The organism is Kangiella sp. HZ709 (assembly GCF_009674675.1).
GTDB lineage: Bacteria > Pseudomonadota > Gammaproteobacteria > Enterobacterales > Kangiellaceae > Kangiella.
Map to the genome: position 1 here is coordinate 1,372,090 of NZ_WKJC01000001.1, position 24,540 is coordinate 1,396,629.

At 40.0% G+C, this 24,540-nt stretch carries 26 protein-coding genes and 1 tRNA gene; 12 read left to right on the forward strand and 15 right to left on the reverse strand.

Features of this window, described 5'->3' with window-relative positions; all coding sequences use genetic code 11:
* Window positions 1-32: 32 nt before the first annotated feature.
* Together GJS41_RS06340 and ndhC are read right to left on the reverse strand one after the other, a co-directional pair.
* Window positions 33-563, reverse strand: a complete 531-nt coding sequence (locus GJS41_RS06340) for an NADH-quinone oxidoreductase subunit B family protein (protein ID WP_154246448.1) — start codon at window positions 561-563, stop codon at window positions 33-35.
* A gap of 6 nt (window positions 564-569) precedes the next feature.
* Entirely contained in the window at window positions 570-926 is a 357-nt protein-coding gene (ndhC, locus tag GJS41_RS06345) for an NADH-quinone oxidoreductase subunit A (protein ID WP_154246449.1), read from the reverse strand.
* Window positions 927-1,124: 198 nt separating this feature from the next.
* Here ndhC and GJS41_RS06350 point away from each other — a divergent pair, with 198 nt between their 5' ends.
* Both GJS41_RS06350 and GJS41_RS06355 read left to right on the forward strand, forming a co-directional pair.
* Window positions 1,125-2,435 carry an HD-GYP domain-containing protein gene (locus tag GJS41_RS06350; protein WP_154246450.1) on the forward strand — a complete coding sequence of 437 codons (1,311 nt, stop codon included), beginning with the start codon at window positions 1,125-1,127 and terminating at the stop codon, window positions 2,433-2,435.
* A gap of 60 nt (window positions 2,436-2,495) precedes the next feature.
* Window positions 2,496-3,497 carry a YheT family hydrolase gene (locus GJS41_RS06355; protein WP_154246451.1) on the forward strand — a complete coding sequence of 334 codons (1,002 nt, stop codon included), beginning with the start codon at window positions 2,496-2,498 and terminating at the stop codon, window positions 3,495-3,497.
* Between the two features lie 185 nt (window positions 3,498-3,682).
* Here the strand turns inward: GJS41_RS06355 and GJS41_RS06360 are convergent, their stop codons facing one another.
* From GJS41_RS06360 to tpiA, 5 genes are all read right to left on the reverse strand, one after another.
* Window positions 3,683-4,132 carry a hypothetical protein gene (locus GJS41_RS06360; RefSeq protein ID WP_227551258.1) on the reverse strand — a complete coding sequence of 150 codons (450 nt, stop codon included), beginning with the start codon at window positions 4,130-4,132 and terminating at the stop codon, window positions 3,683-3,685.
* A gap of 246 nt (window positions 4,133-4,378) precedes the next feature.
* Window positions 4,379-4,879, reverse strand: coding sequence for a hypothetical protein (locus tag GJS41_RS06365; RefSeq protein ID WP_154246452.1), 501 nt, complete (start codon window positions 4,877-4,879; stop codon window positions 4,379-4,381).
* Window positions 4,880-5,203: 324 nt separating this feature from the next.
* Window positions 5,204-5,290: transfer RNA gene (locus GJS41_RS06370), tRNA-Leu, on the reverse strand.
* Between the two features lie 13 nt (window positions 5,291-5,303).
* Window positions 5,304-5,885: a preprotein translocase subunit SecG gene (secG, locus tag GJS41_RS06375; RefSeq protein WP_154246453.1), complete on the reverse strand. Its 582-nt coding sequence runs from the start codon at window positions 5,883-5,885 to the stop codon at window positions 5,304-5,306.
* Window positions 5,886-5,889: 4 nt separating this feature from the next.
* Window positions 5,890-6,645, reverse strand: a complete 756-nt coding sequence (gene tpiA / locus GJS41_RS06380; RefSeq protein WP_154246454.1) for a triose-phosphate isomerase — start codon at window positions 6,643-6,645, stop codon at window positions 5,890-5,892.
* A gap of 465 nt (window positions 6,646-7,110) precedes the next feature.
* Here tpiA and GJS41_RS06385 point away from each other — a divergent pair, with 465 nt between their 5' ends.
* The 8 genes from GJS41_RS06385 to nqrM all read left to right on the forward strand — a co-directional run bounded on the left by GJS41_RS06385 (window position 7,111) and on the right by nqrM (window position 14,271).
* A complete protein-coding gene (locus tag GJS41_RS06385) occupies window positions 7,111-8,457 on the forward strand; it encodes a Na(+)-translocating NADH-quinone reductase subunit A (protein ID WP_154246455.1) in 1,347 nt (448 codons plus the stop codon).
* A 14-nt stretch (window positions 8,458-8,471) separates the two neighbouring features.
* Window positions 8,472-9,677 carry an NADH:ubiquinone reductase (Na(+)-transporting) subunit B gene (locus GJS41_RS06390; RefSeq protein ID WP_154246456.1) on the forward strand — a complete coding sequence of 402 codons (1,206 nt, stop codon included), beginning with the start codon at window positions 8,472-8,474 and terminating at the stop codon, window positions 9,675-9,677.
* Window positions 9,670-10,428, forward strand: a complete 759-nt coding sequence (locus GJS41_RS06395) for a Na(+)-translocating NADH-quinone reductase subunit C (RefSeq protein ID WP_154246457.1) — start codon at window positions 9,670-9,672, stop codon at window positions 10,426-10,428. The genes GJS41_RS06390 and GJS41_RS06395 overlap by 8 nt, the downstream gene beginning before the upstream one ends.
* Window position 10,429: 1 nt before the next feature.
* Entirely contained in the window at window positions 10,430-11,065 is a 636-nt protein-coding gene (locus GJS41_RS06400) for an NADH:ubiquinone reductase (Na(+)-transporting) subunit D (protein ID WP_154246458.1), read from the forward strand.
* Window positions 11,065-11,673: an NADH:ubiquinone reductase (Na(+)-transporting) subunit E gene (gene nqrE, locus GJS41_RS06405; protein WP_154246459.1), complete on the forward strand. Its 609-nt coding sequence runs from the start codon at window positions 11,065-11,067 to the stop codon at window positions 11,671-11,673. Before GJS41_RS06400 ends, nqrE begins: the two co-directional genes overlap by 1 nt.
* Window positions 11,674-11,684: 11 nt before the next feature.
* Entirely contained in the window at window positions 11,685-12,911 is a 1,227-nt protein-coding gene (nqrF, locus tag GJS41_RS06410) for an NADH:ubiquinone reductase (Na(+)-transporting) subunit F (protein WP_154246460.1), read from the forward strand.
* Between the two features lie 86 nt (window positions 12,912-12,997).
* Entirely contained in the window at window positions 12,998-14,011 is a 1,014-nt protein-coding gene (locus GJS41_RS06415; protein WP_154246461.1) for an FAD:protein FMN transferase, read from the forward strand.
* Window positions 14,012-14,055: 44 nt separating this feature from the next.
* Window positions 14,056-14,271 (forward strand): (Na+)-NQR maturation NqrM, encoded by a 216-nt coding sequence (gene nqrM, locus GJS41_RS06420; protein WP_370515644.1) that lies wholly within the window; start codon window positions 14,056-14,058, stop codon window positions 14,269-14,271.
* 20 nt (window positions 14,272-14,291) lie between these two features.
* On the opposite strand, the gene GJS41_RS06425 is transcribed toward nqrM, so the two are convergent.
* The 6 genes from GJS41_RS06425 to rlmE all read right to left on the reverse strand — a co-directional run bounded on the left by GJS41_RS06425 (window position 14,292) and on the right by rlmE (window position 21,098).
* Window positions 14,292-14,699 (reverse strand): CBS domain-containing protein, encoded by a 408-nt coding sequence (locus GJS41_RS06425; protein ID WP_154246462.1) that lies wholly within the window; start codon window positions 14,697-14,699, stop codon window positions 14,292-14,294.
* A 145-nt stretch (window positions 14,700-14,844) separates the two neighbouring features.
* Complete coding sequence (locus GJS41_RS06430; protein WP_154246463.1) at window positions 14,845-16,002, reverse strand: OmpA family protein; 1,158 nt, start codon at window positions 16,000-16,002, stop codon at window positions 14,845-14,847.
* 133 nt (window positions 16,003-16,135) lie between these two features.
* Window positions 16,136-17,461, reverse strand: a complete 1,326-nt coding sequence (gene glmM, locus GJS41_RS06435; RefSeq protein WP_154246464.1) for a phosphoglucosamine mutase — start codon at window positions 17,459-17,461, stop codon at window positions 16,136-16,138.
* Window positions 17,462-17,485: 24 nt separating this feature from the next.
* Window positions 17,486-18,307: a dihydropteroate synthase gene (gene folP, locus GJS41_RS06440; RefSeq protein ID WP_154246465.1), complete on the reverse strand. Its 822-nt coding sequence runs from the start codon at window positions 18,305-18,307 to the stop codon at window positions 17,486-17,488.
* A 72-nt stretch (window positions 18,308-18,379) separates the two neighbouring features.
* Window positions 18,380-20,329 carry an ATP-dependent zinc metalloprotease FtsH gene (gene ftsH / locus GJS41_RS06445; RefSeq protein WP_154246466.1) on the reverse strand — a complete coding sequence of 650 codons (1,950 nt, stop codon included), beginning with the start codon at window positions 20,327-20,329 and terminating at the stop codon, window positions 18,380-18,382.
* A 148-nt stretch (window positions 20,330-20,477) separates the two neighbouring features.
* On the reverse strand, window positions 20,478-21,098 hold the full coding sequence (gene rlmE / locus GJS41_RS06450; protein ID WP_154246467.1) for a 23S rRNA (uridine(2552)-2'-O)-methyltransferase RlmE: 621 nt from the start codon (window positions 21,096-21,098) through the stop codon (window positions 20,478-20,480).
* A gap of 97 nt (window positions 21,099-21,195) precedes the next feature.
* On the opposite strand from rlmE, the gene yhbY reads away from it, so the two are divergent.
* Together yhbY and GJS41_RS06460 are read left to right on the forward strand one after the other, a co-directional pair.
* Window positions 21,196-21,495: a ribosome assembly RNA-binding protein YhbY gene (yhbY, locus tag GJS41_RS06455; protein ID WP_154246468.1), complete on the forward strand. Its 300-nt coding sequence runs from the start codon at window positions 21,196-21,198 to the stop codon at window positions 21,493-21,495.
* Between the two features lie 5 nt (window positions 21,496-21,500).
* Window positions 21,501-22,184, forward strand: coding sequence for a response regulator transcription factor (locus GJS41_RS06460; RefSeq protein ID WP_154246469.1), 684 nt, complete (start codon window positions 21,501-21,503; stop codon window positions 22,182-22,184).
* A 1-nt stretch (window position 22,185) separates the two neighbouring features.
* Here the strand turns inward: GJS41_RS06460 and GJS41_RS06465 are convergent, their stop codons facing one another.
* Window positions 22,186-23,481, reverse strand: a complete 1,296-nt coding sequence (locus GJS41_RS06465) for a HAMP domain-containing sensor histidine kinase (protein ID WP_154246470.1) — start codon at window positions 23,479-23,481, stop codon at window positions 22,186-22,188.
* A gap of 3 nt (window positions 23,482-23,484) precedes the next feature.
* Window positions 23,485-24,519, reverse strand: coding sequence for a cyclopropane-fatty-acyl-phospholipid synthase family protein (locus GJS41_RS06470; RefSeq protein ID WP_154246471.1), 1,035 nt, complete (start codon window positions 24,517-24,519; stop codon window positions 23,485-23,487).
* Window positions 24,520-24,540 lie beyond the last annotated feature (21 nt).

Genomic DNA, 24,540 nt, shown 5'->3' on the forward strand with positions numbered 1-24,540 from the left:
CTAACAAATTCCCCAGTTGTTCAACCAAAGCATTAACCAAGCGCCACCTCATCTTTTTTAGCATTTGTGGGATCTATTTGCGAATTGCGGGATATGACTTTGTTGCGTTTTATTTTATTTTGCAGTTGGATAATGCCATAGAGCAAGGCTTCTGCAGTAGGCGGACAACCTGGCACATAGATATCAACAGGCACAATTCGATCACAGCCACGAACCACGGAATAAGAATAATGATAATAACCGCCTCCGTTAGCACATGATCCCATAGATATAACCCACTTAGGATCAGGCATTTGATCGTACACTCGCCTTAAAGCCGGTGCCATTTTATTGGTGAGAGTTCCGGCGACAATCATCACATCCGATTGACGAGGTGAAGGTCTAAAAACTATTCCAAAACGATCTAAATCATAACGAGCAGCCCCCGCATGCATCATTTCAACAGCACAACAGGCAAGACCAAAAGTCATGGGCCACATGGAGCCCGTACGCGCCCAATCAAATAAATCTTGAACGCTGGTAGTAAAGAAACCATCTTTAGTTAATTTTTCTTCAATGCCCATACAGCCTTACTCCCACTCAAGCGCGCCTTTGCGCCATTCGTAAGCAAACCCCACAAGCAAAAGAAGAATAAAAACGCCCATGGCCCCAATGCCAAACCAACCGATTTCGTCAAATACCACAGCCCAAGGGAATAGAAAGGTGATTTCTAAATCAAAAATAATAAATAAGATCGCTACAAGATAAAATCGCACATCAAATTTCATGCGAGAATCTTCAAAGGCATCAAAGCCACATTCGAATGGTTTTTCTTTATCTTCAGAAGGATTGGAAGGGCCAGCAAAATAGCCGACTAATAGGAGTCCCCCGCCAAACAAAAGGCCAATTAATACGAATACCAGTATAGGTGCATATTCTGCAATCATATATTAATGGTCAAAGTAGCTGCGCGAGACCGATTCCTTAACTATTTTCTATCTTTTATTGCTACTCACCTTACCAGTAGCTTTAGAATTTTGCTAGCCTTTTTAAGTAGTTATGCTTTGTAGTTAATGAAATCCTTTTTCCACTAACTTGTTCTATTTTTTCATGTATAATGATTTTACTGTAAAGGAGTTACACCAATGGGTTTTCTTAAAAACTTATTTTCTTCAAACAAGAAGAAACCAAAAAATAGCCTTCCTGCAGAACCGATTTCTCAATCTAGACAGGAAGTCATCAAGAAAAAAATTTCTAGCCAAGAAATTCAAGTCGGTATGACTGTGATTGAATTAGATCGCCCATGGACCGATCTACCTGTGATGTTTCAAGAGTTAAGCATCTCTACAGAATCTGATATAAAGCTGCTCCAAAAGTATTGTCAATTCGTATTTATTGATTATGAATCCTTTAAATTCTATCGCCAGCAACAGATTAGTACCTTAAAAAATACAATCCGCTATAAAACCCAAGTTCGAAAAGCCTCAGAAGTTAAAAGAAGCTTAAAGCAAGAACTTCCCAAAGCTAAAAAAGCATTTGATAACTCTAATGCTCATATCCACAAAGTTATGCAAGAAGTCCAAAGTGACGGGCAGATTGATATATCAAAATCCAAAGAACTCGTTGCTGAATGTGTAAAAAGTATTTTAAACGAACCCAGCGCCATGTTTTGGATGAGCAAAATCAAATCTAAAGATGAATATACCGCTGAGCATTGTTTACGCGTTGCAATACTGGCAATTGCCTTCGGTCGCCACCTACAATTGCCAAAGAATGAGCTTGAAACGATTGGGCTTTGCGGGATGCTGCACGATGTAGGCAAAATGAAAGTCCCCGCTTCAATATTAAATAAAAAAGAGCCTTTAACCGAAGGTGAATATGAAATCATCAGAGAGCATACTGTTTTAGGATACGTTTTTTTAAAGGAGCATGGTGGGATCGATGAGCAAGTGTGTACCGCCGCTTACAATCATCATGAAAGTTTAATTGGTGATGGCTACCCTCGACAAATAGATAGTGCTTACCTAAGTCTGTACGATCGGATAATTGCTATTGTCGATAGCTATGACGCCATAACCAGCGATCGCTGTTACAGCAAGGGAGTATCAGCTGATAAAGCAATTGCAATTTTGTATAAGGAAATTAGTAGCCGTTACGATGAGTATCTAGTCAAAGAATTTATAAAGATGGTTGGAGTCTACCCAGTGGGCACTTTTGTTCAGTTAAACAATGGCTTTTACGCCATTGTCCTCTCTTCGAATCCAGATGCAAAATTAAGCCCGATAGTAGAAATTATTGCTGATGAAAGGCAGCTGCCTCTTAAGCGCAAAGTAGCGGTTGATTTATCAAAGGGCAAGACACATAAAGGTATCGAGTTGAAAATCTCTAAAAGCGTTTATGATGATGACGTAAATATTGATATCAAAGCATTCCTCGACGAAGAGGTTACAATTTAAGTTGTAATTTTATTTGCTCTTTCTTATCATCAAGGTATGACTTAATGATATTGTTTCTCTTTGAATAACGAACCATCTTTAACTTTTATAAAAGCAAGTTTCACCCCCCCTTTTTGGGCAAGAAATTGCCATCTGCAATCCTTATTAGGAACTTTAAAGTTTAGAAGACCCGCGTTAATAAAAAAATCTCAGCGACTGTTAACTCATAGTCAGGAATTTTTATTAGATGCTCATGATGGGATTCGTCTTCAGAGCTTTTATTCTCCACAGCAGCCCGCTTCAAGAAAACTAGCGGTGTTGCTGCATGGTTGGGAAGGGAGTCATGAATCTTTATATCTGCTGTCAGCAGCAAATAGCTTGTATCAAGCGGGTTATGATGTTTTACGCCTCAATTTACGTGACCATGGCAGCAGCCACCACTTAAATAAAGAATTATTTCATTCAAACCGGCTGCAAGAAATGGTCGATGCGGTTAAAAGCGCCCAAGAAAAATTTCAACCTGATACTACCTATTTAATCGGTTTTTCCCTTGGCGGAAACTTTGCAACTCGGATAGCTGTAGAAGCCAGTAGAAACCAAATTGCTTTAGAGAAAACCATTGCTATATGTCCTGCGATAGAGCCTAAAGATATCTTGGTTCAGCTAGAAAATGGATTAAGATTTTATCACGATTATTTTGTGAAAAAGTGGAAACGCTCTTTACGAATAAAACAAAGTCATTTCCCTGATGAATATGACTTTGACGAAGTACATCAAATTAAATCTATGCGAGAAATGACCAATCGTTTGTTGGAATTATTTGGGGATTTTAAAAGTTCAGATCATTACTTTAATGGTTATGCTTTAAGCGGCGAGCGCTTAAAAGATCTAGACAGCTCAGTGACTATGCTGATTAGTAAAGACGATCCTGTTATTAATTTTCGAGATACTTTCACCCTAACCCAAAATAGTTATTTAGATATCCACATTAGTGAATATGGAGGTCATTGCGGCTTCATAAAAAACTCAAAGTTACAAAGCTGGGCTGATGAATTTATTTTAGCGCAGTTAAAGCAGGTATAAAAAAACCGCTAATTCTATGTAACGGTTTTTAATTTGGCGCCGGAGTGGGACTTGATATAAATATACAAGCAACTGTTTTATAACAACAAACTTGTAAGTAGTTCCTCCTCATTGTTACTACTGATGTTACATTTAATCCCTCTTTAACCATTCAGCATTAAATGCTAAAGGCTAATTATGTTGGCTTATCGCCCAATCCATTTATTAGCATTAATTGCACAGCTACGAACTCGGTATGCTCTAGTTTGAGGGTCTCCGTAAACTCTCCAATTAGGGCTGCTTCCACCTGCTCGGAAAAGATTGTAAGCAGCAAGAATTTCATTTGGTCTGCCATGAGTTGCAGCCCAGCAGTCAGCACTTGCTTCTCTTGCAGCAGGGTAATGCGCTGGATGTCTGTATATATGTTTTAGATAAATATGCGCATATTCATGTGCTCTAAAAAACCCACAAGCTAAACCTATTTGTCTACATACATTTGGATTGTAGATTATTACTGCACCATGATGAGGATGAGCTCTAACTATAGCAATATCATTTAAGCTAGCATCAGGAACTTCCTCTACAGCATATAACGGTGGAATAAATAGAATTAAAGATAGAATGAATACTTTAAATACATTTTTCAAATAAGTCATAACAGCTCCTTGTTGTTCACTTATTAACCATTAAAGCACTACTCCAACTCTAGATCAATCTATGCAAATTTGCATTAGGTTCTTAACCTTTCCTTAAAAGGAATGTGCTTTAATTTAGACTTCCTCGCTTCAAGATACTCTAGTGTAAGCAAACCACTTCTCATCATGTATGAGCCAGCTAAGGCTATTACTAGAAGTAAAAAAAAGAATAGGGTTGTCTTAATGTCAGGTTTTATTTGGCTTTAGTCACCCTAATTCCTGACTGGTAGGAATATATTGAGAAGCATCTTCCGACCAAGGTATGATTAATTTAGCTCCATTAATAAAGAATAATTCCAATACTGGCTTACCTAGATAACGGTTCTCTGAATAAGAATGAATATCTTTCCATTCAACATATCTAACCAGGGAGTCTCTTGATATATAAATACCACTTTCACCAATGTGGCTAATGATAGCCAAGTGCCACCCTTCAAATGGAACGACCCCAAGAACTTCAATAGCTACCTCTTCTTTAGGAAGGTCTGCAGCCACTCCAAACTGTTTTAAGTAGTTTTTAGTGCGCATTCCTTTTATTTTTACTTTTGCAATAATAATAAATAGAACAATAGCAATTGCTTCGACGATGGCTAACCAAGCAGGCTGACCAGCCTTCCAAAACAAGTAACTACACGCTGCAATCAAAGATGCAGCGGTAACTGTTCTAATGTTCAAGGGGACTTTAGGGAAATTAGTTTGACGACTCATTTTATTAAACTGGCACAGGTAATTCGGTTGCTTCGATTATAGTGAATCGTTGTCATTATTGTGCATTTTATTTGTTACTATTCAAAGAGTACATCTCTAGCATTGAATGCCTTTAAAAGTATGTAGGATATGGTTATATATTAAATATACCTCACAGAGAGTACGAGGAATCGCAAAAAATGGCCGTATCGTACTCAGACTGATACCGATAGAGGCTAAAATTTATCAAAAAACGGCTTTAGACGTCATATTTTACAGAAACATTGAAATCAAATGCTTTCAGGCATAAAAAAAGACGCCCTAAGACGTCTTTATATTTTCAATTGGTGCTCGGAGTGGGACTTGAACCCACACGGCCATACGGCCACCACCCCCTCAAGATGGCGTGTCTACCAATTCCACCACCCGAGCAGAATTAGCAGATTTATTTGTCGCCATCCGTTTCTTCTTTAACTTTTTCTTCTGCTTTTTTCTTAGCTTCATCTAGCTTCTTCTGAGCATCAGTTTTTAATTCATCAGCTTTTGCTTCTGCATCTTTTTTAATCGCTTCAACTTTTTGATCAACAGATTCAGCAGCTTTATCTGCTTCAGCTTGAACAGCATTTTTTACGTCATCGCCTGTTGGGATTTCAGTACTGATAACATCAACCTTTTCTGTTGGGATTTCAGTTCCAGTTACTTCTGTTGGGATAGCGTTTAAGCTTGGCTCAACTGGCGCATCGCTAGTGGTTTGATTTAACTTCGCAGCTTCATCAGCAATACCTGCTTCAGCAGATGTATTTTTCTTTACCCAAGTAATAGATAAAGCAATGACAAAGAACAAAATTGCTAAAATTGTAGTGCTTTTAGTAAGGAAGTTACCAGCACCCGGCGCACCAAACATGGTGTTAGAGCCGCCTGAGCCGAATGAAGCCCCCATTTCAGCACCTTTACCTTGTTGAATTAAGATAATGCCGATTAACAAAAGGGCTACTACCAATAAACTGATTAACAAAAATAATTCCATCGTCTTAACCTGCTGCTTTACATATTGCAATAAATTGTTCGGCTTTTAGAGAAGCACCACCAATCAAACCACCATCGATATCTGCTTGAGCTAAAAGTTGTTCAGCGTTAGTAGGATTCATACTTCCGCCATATAAAATTTGTGTTTGTTCTGCTACATCAACATCGAACTGAGCTAAATGAGCACGAATTTCTGCGTGTACTTCTTGCGCTTGTTCAGGCGTAGCGGTTTTGCCGGTGCCAATTGCCCAGACCGGCTCATAGGCAATCACACCTTGAGCAATCGATTCGATACCTGATTTTTCAATCACTGCGTCGAGCTGTCCTTTGACTATAGTCATAGTGGTGCCAGCTTCGCGTTCTTCAAGGGTTTCGCCAATACATAATACTGGTACAACGTCATTGTCTAGTGCTGCTTGATATTTTTCAGCCACGATTGTCGAAGACTCGCCATATAGGCTGCGTCTTTCTGAGTGGCCTACCAATACATACTGACAATTAACATCGGCCAACATAGAACCACTGATTTCGCCAGTGAAAGCACCGTTAGATTGCTGTGATAGATTTTGTGCGCCCACCGCAATATTTGTATCTGCAGCTAACTCTTTAACTTTGGTAAGATATAGAGAAGGAACAGATACCAAAATTTGGTGCTGCCAATCGCTATCTAACCGCCCTTTTATATCCGACATAAGCTCGCCAATGAATTGACTATCGCCATTCATTTTCCAGTTTCCTGCAATCAAAGTTTGTCTAGTCATGATTTCTATTAACTTATCTTGTACTGCTTACGTTGTTAGTCACCTCATATCGAGCACTTCTGCGATTCAATAAAGATCCGAGAAATCAAGTCGAATTGGGGCTTTTTACAAAAGGGCGCAAATGATATATGAAAGCCTCAACAAGCACAAGGATTAAAGGTGATTGCTGTCAACTAAAAGCATAATTTAAAAGAGTTTTACTATAAAAACCATGGATCTTAAACCCCTAATCCACGTATAATGTGCGCCGTTTAAAGCCTTAGCAGTATCTTACTATTTGATACTTTGTCTGGCTTTAGTTTTAAGCAAATTTGGGTATAGCGAAATAAAACAAAATAAAATCGCTGGTTGTGGAATTCCGCATACCGGCATTTTGACGTGTTTCTGTTATATTTCAAATAGTTAGAGGCATATGCCTCACGCAGAGTCATCGAATTTAATTTAACCAAAGTAAAGTAGCGACCTATGATTAAGATTAAAAAAGGCTTAGATTTGCCCATCGAAGGCAGCCCTGAGCAAACGATCTCAGACGGTGCTACGGTTAAAACCGTCGCTATTCTTGGCGAAGATTATGTGGGTATGAAACCGACCATGCACATTCAAGTGGGTGATACGGTAAAAAAAGGCCAACTTATCTTTGAAGACAAGAAAACTCCAGGGGTGAAATTCACTGCCCCCGCTGGAGGCGTTGTGTCGGCAATCAACCGTGGTGCGAAACGTAAATTATTATCAGTAGTCATTGAAATTTCCCAGCAAGAAGAAGCGGTTACTTTCAATAAGTATTCTTCTGAGCAATTAGTCAACTTAGAGCGCCAAGCAATTGTCGATCAAATGGTTGATTCAGGCATGTGGACAGCATTACGTACCCGTCCTTATTCAAAAGTTCCTGAGATTGATAGTGAAACTAAAGCCATTTTCGTTTCTGCCATGGATACAAACCCATTATCAGCGGATCCAGAAGTTGTGATCGCTCAAAACGCAGAAGCGTTCAATCAAGGTCTCTCTATTTTAACCAGCTTATCTTCAGGCAAAGTTTTCGTTGGAACTAGAGTGAGCTCAGGTCTAGATCAGTTTGAGCACCCTAAAGTTCAGTACGAATCTTTTTCTGGTCCACATCCAGCAGGCAACGTAGGAACCCACATTCACTTCTTATACCCTGCTGCAGCCGATAACACGGTTTGGCATATAGGTTATCAAGATGTGATTGCGCTGGCTAAATTGTTTACTAGTGGTGAGTTATACGCTGATCGTGTGGTTGCTTTAGGCGGCACGATGATTAAAAAGCCTCACCTTATTAAAGCTCGCGTTGGCGCCAATATTGACGAGCTGTTAGTAGGCGAAGAAACCGATGCTGACAACCGTCACCTATCTGGCTCTGTGTTAAATGGTTTTCACGCTATTGACTCACGCGCTTACTTAGGTCGTTTCCATAATCAAATCACCGTGATCCGTGAAGGTCGAGAAAAAGAATTCTTTGGCTGGGCTATGCCTGGTGCTAATAAGTTCTCTGTTACTCGTGCCTTTATTTCTGCTTTCTTCCCTAAGAAGAGCTATGAAATGACCACGACAACCGGCGGTTCTGAACGTGCCATTATGCCAATCGGTTTGTACGAGCGTGTTATGCCTTTAGATATTTTGCCGACTCAATTGATTCGTGCATTAGTCACTGGCGATACCGATACTGCTCAGCAGTTAGGCGCACTAGAACTTGATGAAGAAGATTTAGCTTTATGTACTTTTGTTTGCCCAGGCAAATATGAGTTCGGCCCAATTCTTCGTGAAAATCTGACTAAGATTGAAAAAGAAGGATAAGGGGAAGGTTCAGTATGGGATTAAAGACTTTTATTGAAAAAATTGAGCCGCATTTTGAGAAAGGCGGCAAGTGGGAGAAATGGTACGCGCTTTACGAAGCAGCAGCGACTATCTTCTATACGCCAGGTCATGTTACGACCAATGGCTCTCACGTGCGCGATAATATCGATTTGAAACGCATCATGATCATGGTTTGGCTCGCTACTTTCCCAGCCATGTTCTTTGGTATGTGGAATATCGGTTATCAAGCGCAACTAGGTGTTATTAACGGCTTAAGTTTGCCGGATATGTGGCAAGTTGGCTTCTTCGAGTTCTTCGGCGGCGCTATTACTGCAGATACCGGGATCTTCGGCTTAATGTTCTACGGTTCTTGCTTCTTCTTACCGGTATACGCTACTACCTTTATTGTTGGTGGTTTCTGGGAAGTATTGTTTGCCAGCGTCCGTGGTCATGAGATCAACGAAGGCTTCTTTGTTACCTCGATTTTATTTGCACTAATTCTACCGGCAACCATTCCTTTATGGCAGGTTGCATTAGGTATTACTTTTGGTGTAGTTGTTGCCAAAGAGATCTTTGGTGGCACAGGTAAAAACTTCATGAACCCTGCATTAGCAGGACGTGCTTTCTTATTCTTCGCTTACCCAACGGATATCTCTGGTACTGAAGTTTGGGCCGCAGTCGACGGTTTCTCAAGCGCCACTCCGTTGGCCGCTGCTGCTGCAGGTTCCATTACCGATTACAGCATTAACCAAAGCTGGTGGGATGCTTTCTTTGGCTTTATTCCTGGCTCTATGGGTGAAACTTCTACCTTAATGGTAATGCTCGGTGGTTTATTTATTATTGCGGCACGTATTGCTTCATGGCGCATCGTGCTAGGTGTAATGCTAGGTATGGTTGCTTCATCACTGTTGCTTAACTTCATAGGCAGTGATACCAACCCAATGTTTGCTATGCCTTGGTATTGGCACTTAGTCGTAGGTGGTTTTGCCTTTGGTATGTTCTTTATGGCTACCGACCCAGTTTCAGCATCCTTAACCAATAAAGGGAAATGGTACTTTGGTGCCTTGATTGGTGTAATGGTAGTTCTGATCCGTGTGGTTAACCCTGCATTCCCAGAAGGGATTATGTTAGCTATTTTATTCGCTAACTTATTCGCACCTTTAATTGACCATTTCGTGGTTCAATCCAATATCAAACGGAGGGCTCGTCGTCATGTCTAGTAAAGAAAGTCCTACTAAAACTATTGTTGTTGCTTTGCTTTTAAGCTTGGTGTGTTCGGTGGTAGTTTCAACTGCTGCGATCAAACTTAAGCCAATGCAGGAAAAAAACAAAGCCTTAGATAAAAAGCGAAATATTTTAGTCGCTGCCGGCATGATTGAAGCAGGCTCTTCAGCCAGCGTTGAAGACTTATTCAGCCAAGTTGAATCTAAGTATGTTGATTTAGCGACTGGCTCTTTTGTAGAAGAGCCCGCTGGTTTCGACCAACGTGCTTTTGCTAAAAACTCAGCAACTAACTTAAAGTTAACTGCTAGCCAAGACTTAGGCGGTATCGGCACTCGCTCGCAAGTTGCTCACGTTTATATGGTAAAGAAAGACGGTCAACTTGATAGCATCATTTTGCCAATCCACGGTAAAGGCTTATTCTCGACTTTGTACGGTTTTATCGCTTTAGATAAAGACTTACAAACGGTAAAAGGCCTCAAATACTATGAACATGGTGAAACGCCAGGTTTGGGCGGTGAAATTGAAAATGCTAATTGGCTGGCTAAGTGGCCTGGTAAGAAAGTGCTAGACCCAAAGGGCGAGCCAGTTATTACACTTGTTAAAAACGTCGCTGACGATAATAACGAAGTGGATGCGCTATCTGGTGCCACTTGGACTACCAATGGTGTTGAAGGCATGATTCGCTTTTGGTTAGGCGATGATGGCTTTGGTCCATTCTTAGATAAAGTAAGAGCGGGGGAAATTTAAAATGGCTTTTGATAAACAAGAAGCTAAATCGGTTTTATTAGGGCCGATCTTTAATAACAACCCTATCGCCTTACAGGTTTTAGGTATTTGTTCAGCTTTAGCGGTAACCGTTAAGTTAGAAACTGCTTTCGTAATGAGTTTAGCCTTGACGGCAGTTGTAGCCTTTTCAAACTTATTAATCAGTTTGATCCGTCACCACATTCCTTCAAGCATTCGTATCATCGTACAGATGACGATTATTGCTTCATTGGTAATTATGGTTGACCAAATTTTGAAAGCTTATGCCTATGAAGTTTCAAAACAGTTAGCGGTATTTGTTGGTTTGATTATTACCAACTGTATCGTTATGGGACGTGCCGAAGCTTATGCCATGAAAAATGGTCCGGTTATGAGCTTCCTTGATGGTATCGGTAACGGTTTAGGCTATTCGATTTTGTTAATCGTGGTTGCTTTCTTCCGCGAACTATTCGGTTCAGGCAAGTTATGGGGACAAACCATCTTCCAAACCGTTTCTGATGGTGGCTGGTATCAAACTAATGGCTTGCTGCTATTACCGGCAAGTTCATTCTTTATTATTGGTTTACTGATCTGGGCGCTGAGAACATGGAAAACTGATCAAGTCGAGGAGAAAGAATAATGGAACATTATATTTCTTTATTTGTACGTGCGGTTTTTGTTGAAAACTTAGCCTTATCATTCCTACTTGGGATGTGTACTTTCCTGGCAGTATCTAAGAAAGTACAAACCTCGATTGGCTTAGGTATTGCAGTGATCGTGGTGCAAACCATTACCGTTCCAGTCAACAATTTATTATTGAATAACTTATTGGCTGAAGGCGCTTTAACTTGGGCAGGTTTTCCTGAAGCAGACTTAAGCTTCTTAGGCTTGATTGTCTACATTGGCGTTATCGCGGCAGTTGTACAAATCCTCGAGATGACTTTGGATAAGTTCTTCCCAGCGCTTTATCAATCACTAGGTATCTTCCTACCATTGATTACTGTGAACTGCGCCATCATGGGTGGTTCATTATTTATGGTTGAACGTGATTACAATTTATCCGAATCTGTAGTATTTGGATTAGGTTCTGGTTTCGGCTGGGCATTAGCGATTGCGGCCTTAGCTGGTATTCGCGAAAAAATGAAATACTCTGATGTTCCAGATGGTTTACGCGGTTTAGGTATCACCTTTATCGTCGTTGGCTTGATGGCGTTAGGATTCATGTCATTTACCGGCATTAAGCTGTAAGGGGAATTCTAATGAATGAAATTATTTTAGGTGTTGCTTTATTCACAGCTGTAATTTTTGCACTGGTATTAATTATTTTAATTGCTCGTAAGCAGCTAGTTAGTACTGGCGATGTGGTCATTGATATCAATGGCGATTCGGACAAAGCTATTACTGTGCAGGCTGGTGGCAAGTTGCTTGGCGCTCTAGCAGACTCTGGTATTTTCGTATCATCTGCTTGCGGCGGCGGCGGCACTTGTGGTCAATGTATCTGTAAAGTAACCGATGGTGGCGGCTCTATTTTGCCTACCGAAGAAAGTCATATTAATAAGCGTGAAGCTGCTGAAGGTTATCGTTTATCATGTCAGGTTGCCGTTAAACAAGACATGAAAATCGAAGTGCCAGAAGAAGTCTTCGGCACTAAGAAATGGGAATGTGAGGTTATCTCTAATGAAAACAAAGCAACTTTCATTAAAGAATTAAAACTGAAAATTCCTAACGGTGAAAGCGTACCTTTCCGTGCCGGTGGTTATATTCAGATCGAAGCCCCTGCTTATAAGTTAAAGTATTCTGAGTTTGATGTTGAAGAAGAATACCAAGAAGACTGGAACCGCTTTAAGTTGTTTGATATTGAAGCCGAAACGAAGGAAGAAACAATTCGTGCTTACTCAATGGCGAACTATCCTTTAGAAGAAGGCATTATCATGCTAAACGTGCGTATTGCGACTCCGCCTCCGCGCGACATGTCTTTGCCAGCAGGTAAAATGTCTTCTTATATCTTCAACCTTAAACCTGGTGATAAAGTTACTATTTCTGGACCTTATGGTGAATTCTTTGCTAAAGAGACTGAAGCTGAAATGGTATTCGTGGGTGGCGGTGCTGGTATGGCCCCAATGCGTTCGCATATTTTCGATCAACTTCGTCGCATCAAAACTAACCGTAAAGTCAGCTTTTGGTACGGTGCTCGTTCAGTCCGTGAAATGTTCTATGTAGAAGATTTCGATATGTTAGCTAACGAAAATGATAACTTTGATTGGCATGTAGCTTTATCGGATCCACAACCCGAAGATAACTGGGAAGGTTATACAGGTTTTATCCATAATGTCCTTTTGGAAAATTATCTAAAGGATCACCCTGCTCCTGAAGACTGTGAGTTTTATATGTGTGGTCCGCCAATGATGAATGCTGCTGTTATTCAAATGTTGGAAGACTTGGGGGTTGAGCGTGAGAATATCTTATTGGATGATTTCGGTGGCTAGGTTTCACTAAAACACTAGCTAACAAAATATTCAAAGTTCAGTTAAAATAGGCGGCTTATAGCTGCCTATTTTTTTGCCTGATGATTATGACAATTCGTAAATCTTTTTTTTCACTCTTTATTATTTTTGTTTTTAGTAGCTGCTCTAATCAGGCTGATTATAAAAAAATCATTGGTTCTACTATGGGCACTAGCTATAGTATTATCGCTAAAGTCACTGACCAAGACATACAGCTAATTCATCAGACCATTGAAGCCGAATTAGAAGATATTAACCAACTGATGTCTACCTATGTTCCTAACTCAGAAATCAACCAATTTAATAACCTCAAGGAAGACTCTTGCTTTAAATTTTCAGAAAAAACATGGCAAGTTCTTTTAGCTTCAAAGCAAATCTATGAAGAAACTGAAGGGGCTTTTGATATTACCCTTGGTCCGCTTATCTCACGCTGGGGATTTAGTGCCGAAGAGTATCAGCAGCAAGTACCTAATGAGGCCGAAATTAAAGCTCTATTAGCTGTAGTGGGAACAGATAAACTTGACTTCAATACCCAAGCCCAATGCGTTACTAAATCAATCCCCAGCATGAGCATCAACCTTTCTGCGATTGCAAAAGGCTATGCAGTAGATCAGTTGGCGAAAATTTTAGAAGAGAACAATATACAGGACTATCTTGTTGAAATTGGCGGCGAAGTTAAAGCAAAAGGATTAAAGCAGAACCGCCTCAATTGGAAAATAGCTGTTGAGAAACCTTCTAACAATGTGAATCGAAACCAATCAGTGGTAGTGAACCTATTTAATATTTCTATCGCTACTTCGGGTGACTATAGAAACTATTATGAAGTTGATGGCAAGCGCTTTTCCCATACCATAGATCCGACAAGTGGCTTTCCGGTAAAGCATAATCTCACCTCTATTTCAGTGTTACATCCCAGCAATATGTATGCAGACGCTTATGCGACCGCGCTCAATGTATTGGGTCAAGAGAAAGCTTATGCATTTGCTGAACAGCACAATTTAGCTATTTATACGATTACCCAACAATCAGATACTCCTAAGACACGCTCAAATAATCGCTTTGACGCCTATATAAGCCGTTGAGGAGTGTGTTAAAATATATTCAATCAACACAATAGAGTTTTTCCGTGGATACTTTTCTACTAGCATTTATACTATTCGCCGTTGTTATTCTTATAATGGCAATAGGCTATATTATACAAAATAAACGCATCAGTGGCAGTTGTGGAGGACTAGATGCTTTGGGTATCGAAAAAGCATGCGATTGCGAGAAACCTTGTGCTAAAAAGCGCGCCCGTTTAAGAAATGAGCGACGCTTAAATATTCAAATTCTTGAAGATTAACTTATTAGTTTATAACTAACTTATTCCCAATTCACGCCTATGAATTGCAAGGCTTTCAAGATCGATTGCCTTGAGATCATGCCTACCAATTGGCTTTTTTCGACAACTGGGTACATACGACAATTATCTTGCAAAAAACGTTCTGCGACATCGGCTATACTGTCGTCAGGATGACAGCTTCGGACGTCTTTAGTCATTCGATCCATCACCCTATCACCTAAGTCACCATGATAAATTGCGCTTAGAACCGTATGTAAACAGTCTTTTTCTGATAAGAAGCCAATCAGCCTGTTATGGTCATCAAGCACGGGAGCACCTGTTAACCTATACTCAAGCATTGTTTGAGCGGCCTCAATAACATCAGTTTCAGGCGCTAATGTAATCATGGCTGAGGTCATATAATCTCTTACTGCAACGGACTTTAGCATTGGTAACTCCTGTTATACATTCTATGACAACTGTTTGATCTTAAAGAATATTCTTATTGTGTCTTTTGATAATAGCTCAATTATTTATTTCAGGCAAAATAAAACCCAGCCGAAGCTGGGTTTTAATAACGCTCTAAAATCTAAATTATTTAGATTCTAAGTTCGCTTCAGCGCGACGGTTAAGTGCACGACCTTCAGCAGTACCATTGTCTGCGATTGGACGAGCTTCACCATAACCTACAGCTGATAAGCGAGAAGCAGCAATACCAAAGTTGTTTACTAAGTAATCAGCAACAGATTTAGCACGACGCTCTGATAAGCCTTGGTTGTAGCTTGCAGAACCAACACTATCAGTATGGCCTTGAATTTCAGCATTTACGTTAGAGAACTGACCTAAGAACTCAGCTACTTTAGCGATTTCTGAAACCATCTCTGGCTTGATTGCATATGCGTTAGTGTCAAAGTTCAAACGCATATCAATAACTACTTTTTCAGCCGCTTCAACCACTTCACAACCTTTAGCGTCAACTTTCACGCCTGCAGCAGTATTTGGACAAGCATCTTGGTAGTCATATACGCCGTCGCCATCTGAATCTACTGGGCAACCATTTGCATCAACACGTGCGCCAGCTGGAGTGCCAGGACAACGATCGTTCGCATCAATTACGCCATCACCATCAGAATCTTTAGGAGCAGTAGCTGGAGCTTTTACAGGTGCAGCTACAGAATCTCTATGAGTATTACCAAAGAAGCCGCCTACACCTACGTACCACATAGTGTCGTCTTGCTCTGCCATTAAGAAATCATAACCTGCTCTTGCAAAGAAATTATCAGAAAAATAGTGTTGAACACCTAGGCCAACTCGAGTGAAATCTTCATTCTCGAAAGCTACTAATGCTGGTTCTATCGCCGGATCTGCAAACGGACCTTGATAGTCTAAATTATATTCACCATAACCAAGTTTGATAAAAGGGTGAGTTGTTAAGTTACCAATCCAATTTGTGTCATTATAAAACACATCAATACCAACAGTATCAAGTTCAACTTCACCACCAAAAACAAAATTGCTTAGTGTATGATTGCTTTCAGAATAATTTAGCTCAAGCGCCCAATTTGAATTAAATAAATAACCAAAACCAGTACCCCAGCCATCGTTATCTACAATTCCGCGCTCAGAATCAGGATCAAAGTTGTTAATATTGAACTGCCCGTAAAATCCATCTCTATCTTTAATTTCACCTTCACCCGCAAAACCTGCAAAACTAGCAGATAATAAGCAAGCACTTACTAATAACTTCTTCATTTGATTTGCCCTCTCGTGATTAGAAGTATTCCAATTTATTTTGAGTAATAATCTACAAGTATACACTAAACAACAACTTGTACACAAAAATTAGGTAAAATTTTCATTACAATTTGTGATTAAGTTGTTGATTTTATGCTACATAAGTGGCTATTTGCTTTGCTTTCTGCTCCGCCACATTCTGTTCCGCAGCTTCTACCATTACTCTAATTAGTGGTTCTGTACCCGAAGCCCGTATTAAGACCCTTCCAGAGTTTTTCAATTCATTTTCAACTTTCTTGATTTCTTGCTTTAATTTTTCTGAATCCAATGCTTTTTTAGCATTTGTAACCCTGACATTAATTAAACATTGTGGAGCCAATGGGTTGTTTCTAGCCCATTGATTTAATTCGTAATTTAATGATTTTAGCGCATGTAATGCCCGTAAAGCGGCTACAATACCGTCACCCGTTGTATTGTGTTCTAAACTAATAACGTGTCCTGATGATTCGCCACCTATAGACCAATTATTCTTTTTTAGTTGTTCCATGACATAGCGGTCGCCAACATTCGCTCTAACAAAAGGAATGCCTTTATCTTTTAAATTTTGCTCCACCGCAACGTTAGTCATTAAGGTTCCAACCACGCCACCTTTCAACTGACCACTAACATGCATAGATTCGGCAATCAATTGAACCAGTTGATCGCCATTAACTAGATTTCCTTGCGAATCAATCATCATTACCCGATCCGCATCGCCATCAAATGCAATACCTAAATCTGCTTTTTCTTGCAAAACTTTCTGAGCAAGCTGATCTGTATTAGTCGCGCCCACTTCCTTATTAATATTCAAACCGTCGGGGCTAATACCTATCGAAATTACTTCCGCTCCAAGCTCTTTAAAGACGTAAGGCGCTATGTGGTAGGCAGCCCCATGTGCGCAATCTAAAACGATTTTCGCACCTTTCAAGCTAAAATCATTGGGAACACTCGCCTTACAAAATTCGATATAACGCGCTGACGCATCTTCAATTCTATAAGCCTTTCCTAACAATTCTGAAGGCAGTGAATCCATGTCTTGATCTAAATACTTTTCAATTTCCAGCTCTATTTCGTCATTCAATTTAGTTCCATCTTTAGAGAAGAACTTAATACCATTATCATGGAATGGGTTATGTGAAGCACTAATGACAATCCCGGCATCAGCTCTAAACGTGCGCGTTAAATAAGCTACTGCAGGTGTCGGCATTGGTCCAACTAACAGGCTATCAACACCAGCTGCAGTCAAACCCGCTTCTAGTACTGATTCAAACATATAGCCAGAAATCCTAGTATCCTTGCCAATGACAACTTTGCCCCTTTGGCTATTTTTAACTAATACCTTACCTGCGGCCCAGCCCAACTTTAAAACAAACTCAGGGGTGATAGGGAATTGACCAACGGTTCCTCGGATACCGTCTGTACCAAAATATTTACGCATTATTAATCCTACTCTTTGTTATCATTATTCTACTCCATGGTTCTGTTCAATCGCTTTATATACTTCTATTGCTTGTTTTGTTTCTTTTACATCATGTACTCGCAAGATTTTAGCACCTTTCGAAACCGCTAATAAACCTGCTGAAACGCTAGCCACCATTCTTTCCGCTACGGGTAAATTCAAGATTTCATCGAACATTCGTTTTCTTGAAACACCGATTAATAAAGGCTGTTCACCAATCAACAATTTAGGTAACTCTTGTAGCAATCGACAATTATGCTCAAGATTCTTGCCAAAGCCAATACCGGGATCCAAACAAATTCTACTCTTGTCTATCCCTTTATTGGCACAAGCGACTAAGCGCTCTTTAAAGAAGTCGATGACATCAGAGACAACATCATTATATTGAGGAGAGTCTTGCATCGTTCTGGGCTGGCCTTGCATATGCATTAAACATACTTCCACCTTCGTTTTAGCCACAAGATCCAAAGCACCCTCTTCTTGCAAAGCCCGCACATCATTGATCATTGAAGCACCAGCACTTATAGCTTCTGCCATAACCGCCGCCTTGGAAGTATCTACCGATATGGCTACATCTAAATCTTTTAGTGCTTCAATTAAAGGAATCACTCGATCAAGTTCTTCTGCTACAGTTACAGGTGCCGCACCAGGCCGCGTAGACTCACCACCAATATCCAGCACGTCGGCACCTTCTGCGATCATTTTCGCTGCCTGCTTGACCGCCAAGTCTTTATCTAAGAATAAACCCCCATCCGAAAATGAATCTGGAGTTACATTTAAAATACCCATCACTAAAGGGCCTGGCTTTTTTAAAATAGATTGCATTGCTAGTATTCTTTTAATTTCTTTCTTAATTTACGCACCATTAAAAAAGGCCCTTACGGACCTTTTCATCTTTTAATCTTCTCTGAGCTTAACAACCACTGGTGAGCCTTCTTGCTTATCCTCATCTGAAGCTTTTGGATCTTTAGGAGGATTATTTGGGCCTTCAGGCTTTTGTTCCCAGTTTTGTGGTGGCTCTGGATCATTGCCATCCATAATTTGGGCAATTTGCTTAGCATCAATAGTTTCATATTTCATTAATGCTTCTGCCATCGCATGCAATTTATCTAAGTTCTCATTCAAGACTTTCTCAGCACGCTGATAATTACGATCAATAAAATGACGAATTTCTTGATCAATAGAGCGAGCAGTATCGTCGGCAATATTTTTATGTTGCGTTACCGAACGACCCAAGAACACTTCACCTTCATCTTGGGCATAAGACAGCGGTCCTAATTTTTCAGAAAGGCCCCACTTAGTGACCATATTACGAGCTATTTCAGTAGCACGTTCGATATCATTTGAAGCACCCGTAGTGACTTGTTCAGGCCCATTTAAAATTTCTTCCGCAATACGCCCGCCAAATAATGAAGACAATTGCGATTCTAATTGCTCTTTGGACATTGAATAACGATCTTGCTCAGGTAAATACATAGTCACACCTAGAGCACGCCCTCTAGGAATAATACTCACCTTATAAACTGGATCATGGCTTGGCACTTTCAAACCAACAATTGCGTGACCTGCTTCATGATAAGCAGTATTAAGTTTCTCTTCTTCCGTCATCACCATCGAGCGGCGCTCTGCACCCATCATGATTTTATCTTTCGCTTTCTCGAAATGCTCCATATTAACTGTGCGTTGATTTTCACGCGCAGCAAATAAGGCGGCTTCATTCACAAGATTGGCTAAGTCAGCACCTGAAAAACCAGGAGTACCACGAGCAATAACACCAGCAACCACATCATCAGCTGCTGGAACTTTACGCATATGAACTTGTAAAATCTTCTCACGACCTTTTATATCAGGTAAACCAACAACCACTTGGCGGTCAAAACGACCCGGACGCAATAAAGCAGGGTCTAAAACATCAGGGCGGTTAGTTGCGGCAATCACAATCACGCCTTCGCCACCTTCGAAACCATCCATTTCAACCAGCAATTGGTTCAAGGTTTGCTCACGCTCATCATGACCACCGCCCATTCCAGCACCACGATGTCGGCCTACCGCATCAATTTCATCAATAAAGATAATACAAGGTGCATGCTTCTTGGCTTGTTCAAACATATCACGAACCCGCGAAGCGCCAACACCCACAAACATTTCCACGAAATCTGAGCCTGAAATAGTGAAGAACGGAACTTTCGCTTCGCCGGCAATAGCACGTGCCAACAAAGTTTTACCGGTTCCAGGAGGACCAACCATCAAAACACCGCGAGGAATAGTTCCGCCTAGTTTTTGATATTTGCGAGGATCTCTTAGAAAGTCGACTAATTCGCCCACTTCTTCTTTTGCTTCCTCTACTCCAGCTACATCAGCAAAGGTAGTTTTAACTTGGTCTTCTGACAGCATTCGAGCTTTCGACTTACCAAAAGATAAAGCACCGCCGCCTTTACCACCGCCTTGCATTTGGCGCATGAAATAAATCCAAACAGCTATCAATAAAAGAATTGGCCCAAAAGTAAACAAAATAGTACTAATGACACCATTTCCTTCTGGCTTCACAGCTTCATAGTCGACTTTATTTTCAAGCAACAACTCATTTAATTTTTCAACGCTACCATAAGGGATTTGAGAGATGGTTTGATCTTCCGGATTATTCTCATCGGTTAAACCAACCACTAACCCACCGTTATTCGGGTCAATTTTTACCTTGGCAAATTCTTTACTTTCAATTTTCTGAACAAACTCGCTGAATGGAATTTTGCTGTTATCCATAGCTCGCTGATTCACTTGCTCAATAACAAAGAATAGAATGATTGCGGTAACCGCCCAAAAAAGAATGTTTTTAACTAAGTCGTTCAAACTTGAACCTCAATATACGGCGCTACCGCCATTAAAAATATGTACTATTATGCCATGCCTTAATAAGAACTGAAGCCCAATTTACAAAAGCTAACAAGTTTCTTTTGGCTGCGACTTTACACCTCACTCTGAAAGAGTGAGTATAAATTTACCCCTTAAACCCTTGTGCTAAAACATAAACTTCACGAGAGCGATCTCTAGAGGCATCTGGCTTACGGATCATAACTTTGCTAAACATTTGACGACACTGTCTAACATAGTCATCAAAGCCTTCACCCTGAAAAACCTTAACCAAGAATGATCCACCCTTGGTAAGCACAGTTTGCGCCAATTCTAAGGCTAGTTCTGTTAAATACATAGCTCTTGGAATATCGACTGCATCTACACCACTCATATTGGGTGCCATATCAGATAATACAAGGTTAGCTTTTCGCTCGCCAATATTATCTAACAACTGATTAAGCACTAATTCTTCGCGAAAATCCCCTTGAATAAAGTTTACATCCGCCAAAGTATCCATCGGCAAAATATCTAACGCAAAAATATTACCACTAGATCCAATTTTTAGACCACAATATTGCGACCAACCACCAGGAGCCGCGCCAAGATCAACTATAGTATGTCCTTGCTTTACCAGATTATACTTCTTGTCCAGCTCTTCAAGCTTATAAACAGCTCGCGAACGATAGCCATCTTTTTGCGATCGCTTAACGTAATGATCGTCAAAATGCTCTTTCATCCAGCGATGGCTACTTTTGCTTTTACTCATAGCGTTTAAAATTCATCACAGTAATTTCTAATAAGTCTCTCTATTGTACCCATTTTGGGTTAAAATAGCGCCTAATTTACTGCAAAGAGTTTATCCAATGACTGCTTTATCCAAATCACAAATCAAATTTTTGCGAGGCGAGGCCCACAGCCTAAAACCTGTCGTTATGATTGGTGGTAACGGTGTTACTGAGTCCGTATTAGAAGAGCTTAACAAGGCCCTTGAACACCATGAATTGATCAAAGTCAAAGTACGAGCCGAAGATCGCGATGAAAAAAATGAAATCATCGATTACCTTTGTAGCAAAGCCAGTGCACACAAAATTCACGTAATTGGCCATAACCTTGTACTTTATAGAGCATCAAAAGAGCAAAAAATCCTTTTGCCAAAAAGATAATTATTATGGCGTACAGCATTTTATTAGTGGAAGATCATGCAGAGTTAGCTGCAACTACGGGAGAATATTTAGAGGCCTGCGGCTATATTGTTGACTATGCTATGGATGGAAAAACTGGATTGCAACTGGCCCTGACTAATCAATATGATGGTTTGGTACTAGATGTGATGTTGCCTGGAATGAATGGCTTTCAGATCTGCTCTGAAGTCAGAAAACAATCCCAATCAGATATTCCTATATTAATGCTGACGGCTAGAGATCAAATAGAAGATAAACTCGAGGGTTTTGATTCTGGTGCGGACGACTATTTATTAAAGCCATTCGACTTTTCCGAGTTGGATGCTAGGCTGAATGCCATTATCAGGCGTTTTAAAGGCGAACTTGAGTCCAATACTCTCACTCTACACGACTTAAAGTTTGATCTTAAAACCTTGCAGGTGACGAGACAAGAGCAGAAACTCAAGCTATCACCAACAGGCTTACATATCCTCAAAGTTTTAATGCGCCGCTCTCCTGAAGTCGTCACTAAACAAGAGCTAGAAAAAGAACTCTGGGGAGATATGGTTCCTAATAGTGATGTTTTGAGAAGCCACCTTTATAACTTACGTAAAGTTATTGATAAACCGTTCGAAGAAAAGTTACTACAAACTCTTCCGAGCTTAGGCTTAAAAATTGTCGCTCCAGAGTAATTTAGCTATTTAAAGTTCCCCCTTCAAATTTCAAAGTGACCTGGGTTCCTTCACCTAGCTGACTTTGAATTTCTATCGTCCAATTCATACGCTCGCAGATGGTTTTTACAATTGCCATTCCAAGACCGAAACCTTTAGTAGTATCCCTAAACTGCTCACCGCGATAAAATGGATTATAAATACGTTCAAGTTCGCTTTCATTCATTCCTTGTCCAGAATCTTTAATTACTACTTTGTTTTCTGTAATAGCGACATTAATACGGCCAGTTTCATCATAATTAACCGCGTTATTGAGAATATTAGTCACGCAAATAGAAAACAAATATTGTGGGACTTTCGAGTGCACCATCGCTTCTGAATTTAAGTCTATTGCTAAATCACGTGACGGGTAATTCAATCTAATTTTTTCTATCTCTGCATTCACTACTTCTACTAAATTGATCGCTTCATCCTGAGCAGGCCCCTTTTCATTCCTTGAAAGCAACAGTAACGCATCAATTAATCGCTCCATATCACTTATTACTTTTGACATTCTCGAGACGATTTTTTGGCTGTTCTCACTCAAATCTTGTTTAGTCAAAAGTGCAGTGGAGCCTTTCATAACAGCTAAGGGTGTTCTCAGTTCATGACTTGCATAACGCGTAAAATTTTTCTCTCTCCTGACATAATGAGTCACTTCCTTAGAGTAATGCTCAAAAGCTTTAATCAAGGTTAATACCTCGGCATCAGCCTTTTCCTCAATCTCACTAAAATCAGCACTGATATCAGCCGTTTCAGAAACTTCAATATTATCAACTAACTTAGCCAATTTAACGACTGGTGAAATTGCCCTGCGCGACATCATAAAGCTAATCCAAGCGGGAAGATAAATAATCAATAACACAAATGCTAAAGGCGCCACACCAAAATAAAAAGCCAGCCTTGCAACTTGCCCTTCTTTGAACACTAAAATAAGAGTCTTATCGTAACGATTTGAAACATGAACTAATGGCTTATCATCATCAAGCGCCACTGAATGATAGCCTTCTTTAACACCTTTTAAGGCATAAGGTAAATTTTCAGAATCTGCAAAGTAACCCGTAAGATTTAGAGTTTTAGGAAGTGCTTTGGCTTTATCCTTTTCGTAATGCTGCCAAAAAAAATCAGCTTCACCATCTAAAGCTTCTTTAATTAAGACATCTTCGACAACTTTTGCTGCACCATAAACACTCAATAAAGTCACCAGGCTTATCAGCGCTAACTGAAACCCCATGACTTTAAAGAGCTTATGATTTATTCCTTTTGGTTTATTACGCATTTATTATTTTTTTGAAAATAGGTAGTGAGATACCATCCACTCATTGCCTTTAGCATACCCAAATAATTCAGCACAAGCCATAAAGAATATACGCCAGCGCTGGAACCAAACGCTGGCAAAATCTTTACCGTAGGTTTTTTCAAAAATCGGCATTATATGCTTTTTGTTTTTATCCATATTCTCCAGCCAAGCATTGGATGTTTTTTCATAATGCTGGCCATTCACTAACCATCGCTGATCTAGAGATAAATTCTGTTGAAATAATAAGAAGGTATCCGCCGCAGGCATTTGACCACCGCTAAAGAAAAAACGTCCCATCCAGTTATCATCACCATCTTCTGTGTAGGGGTACATTAAATAACGATGACAGAAAATATGAACAAATAATTTTCCTTCATCATTCAACCAGCTGCTAATTTTATCGAACAATTGCTGATAATTACGAATATGCTCAAACATCTCAATCGATACGATTCGATCAAAAGTTTTACCCGGCTCAAATTCATTAATATCCTTAGTAATTATCTCAAGGTTATTCAAGCCACGTTCTTTAGCGATTGCTGTAATGTGCTCACGCTGCGAGTTAGAATTGGAGATAGCAGTGATTTGACTGTTAGGAAACTTTTCCGCTAAATAAAGCGTTAATGAACCCCAACCACAACCCAGTTCTAGAATCGACTGACCGTCGATAAACTGACCACGCTGACAATACATTTCCAGCATGATTTCTTCAGCTTCATCCAGATTTTTGGTAGTTTCATCAAAATAGGCACTACTATATTTAAACCTTTTACCTAATGCATAGTAAAAAAAATCAGTGGGCAACTCATAGTGTTGCTCATTAGCTTCTTTGGTTTTAATCGCAATATGGCTTTGCTTCAGCTCTTGCCAGAAATCATGAAACTGCATCGACTGTTTTTCACAATCGTATGCTGACTCTTCTTCTAAACGCTGTTGGCATAATTTTCTAATTCCAGCTCTTACTAAATTATCTGGAACCAACCCTTTTTCAATTAATTTTATTGCTTGACCAATCATTATGACTCCTAAATTAACTAC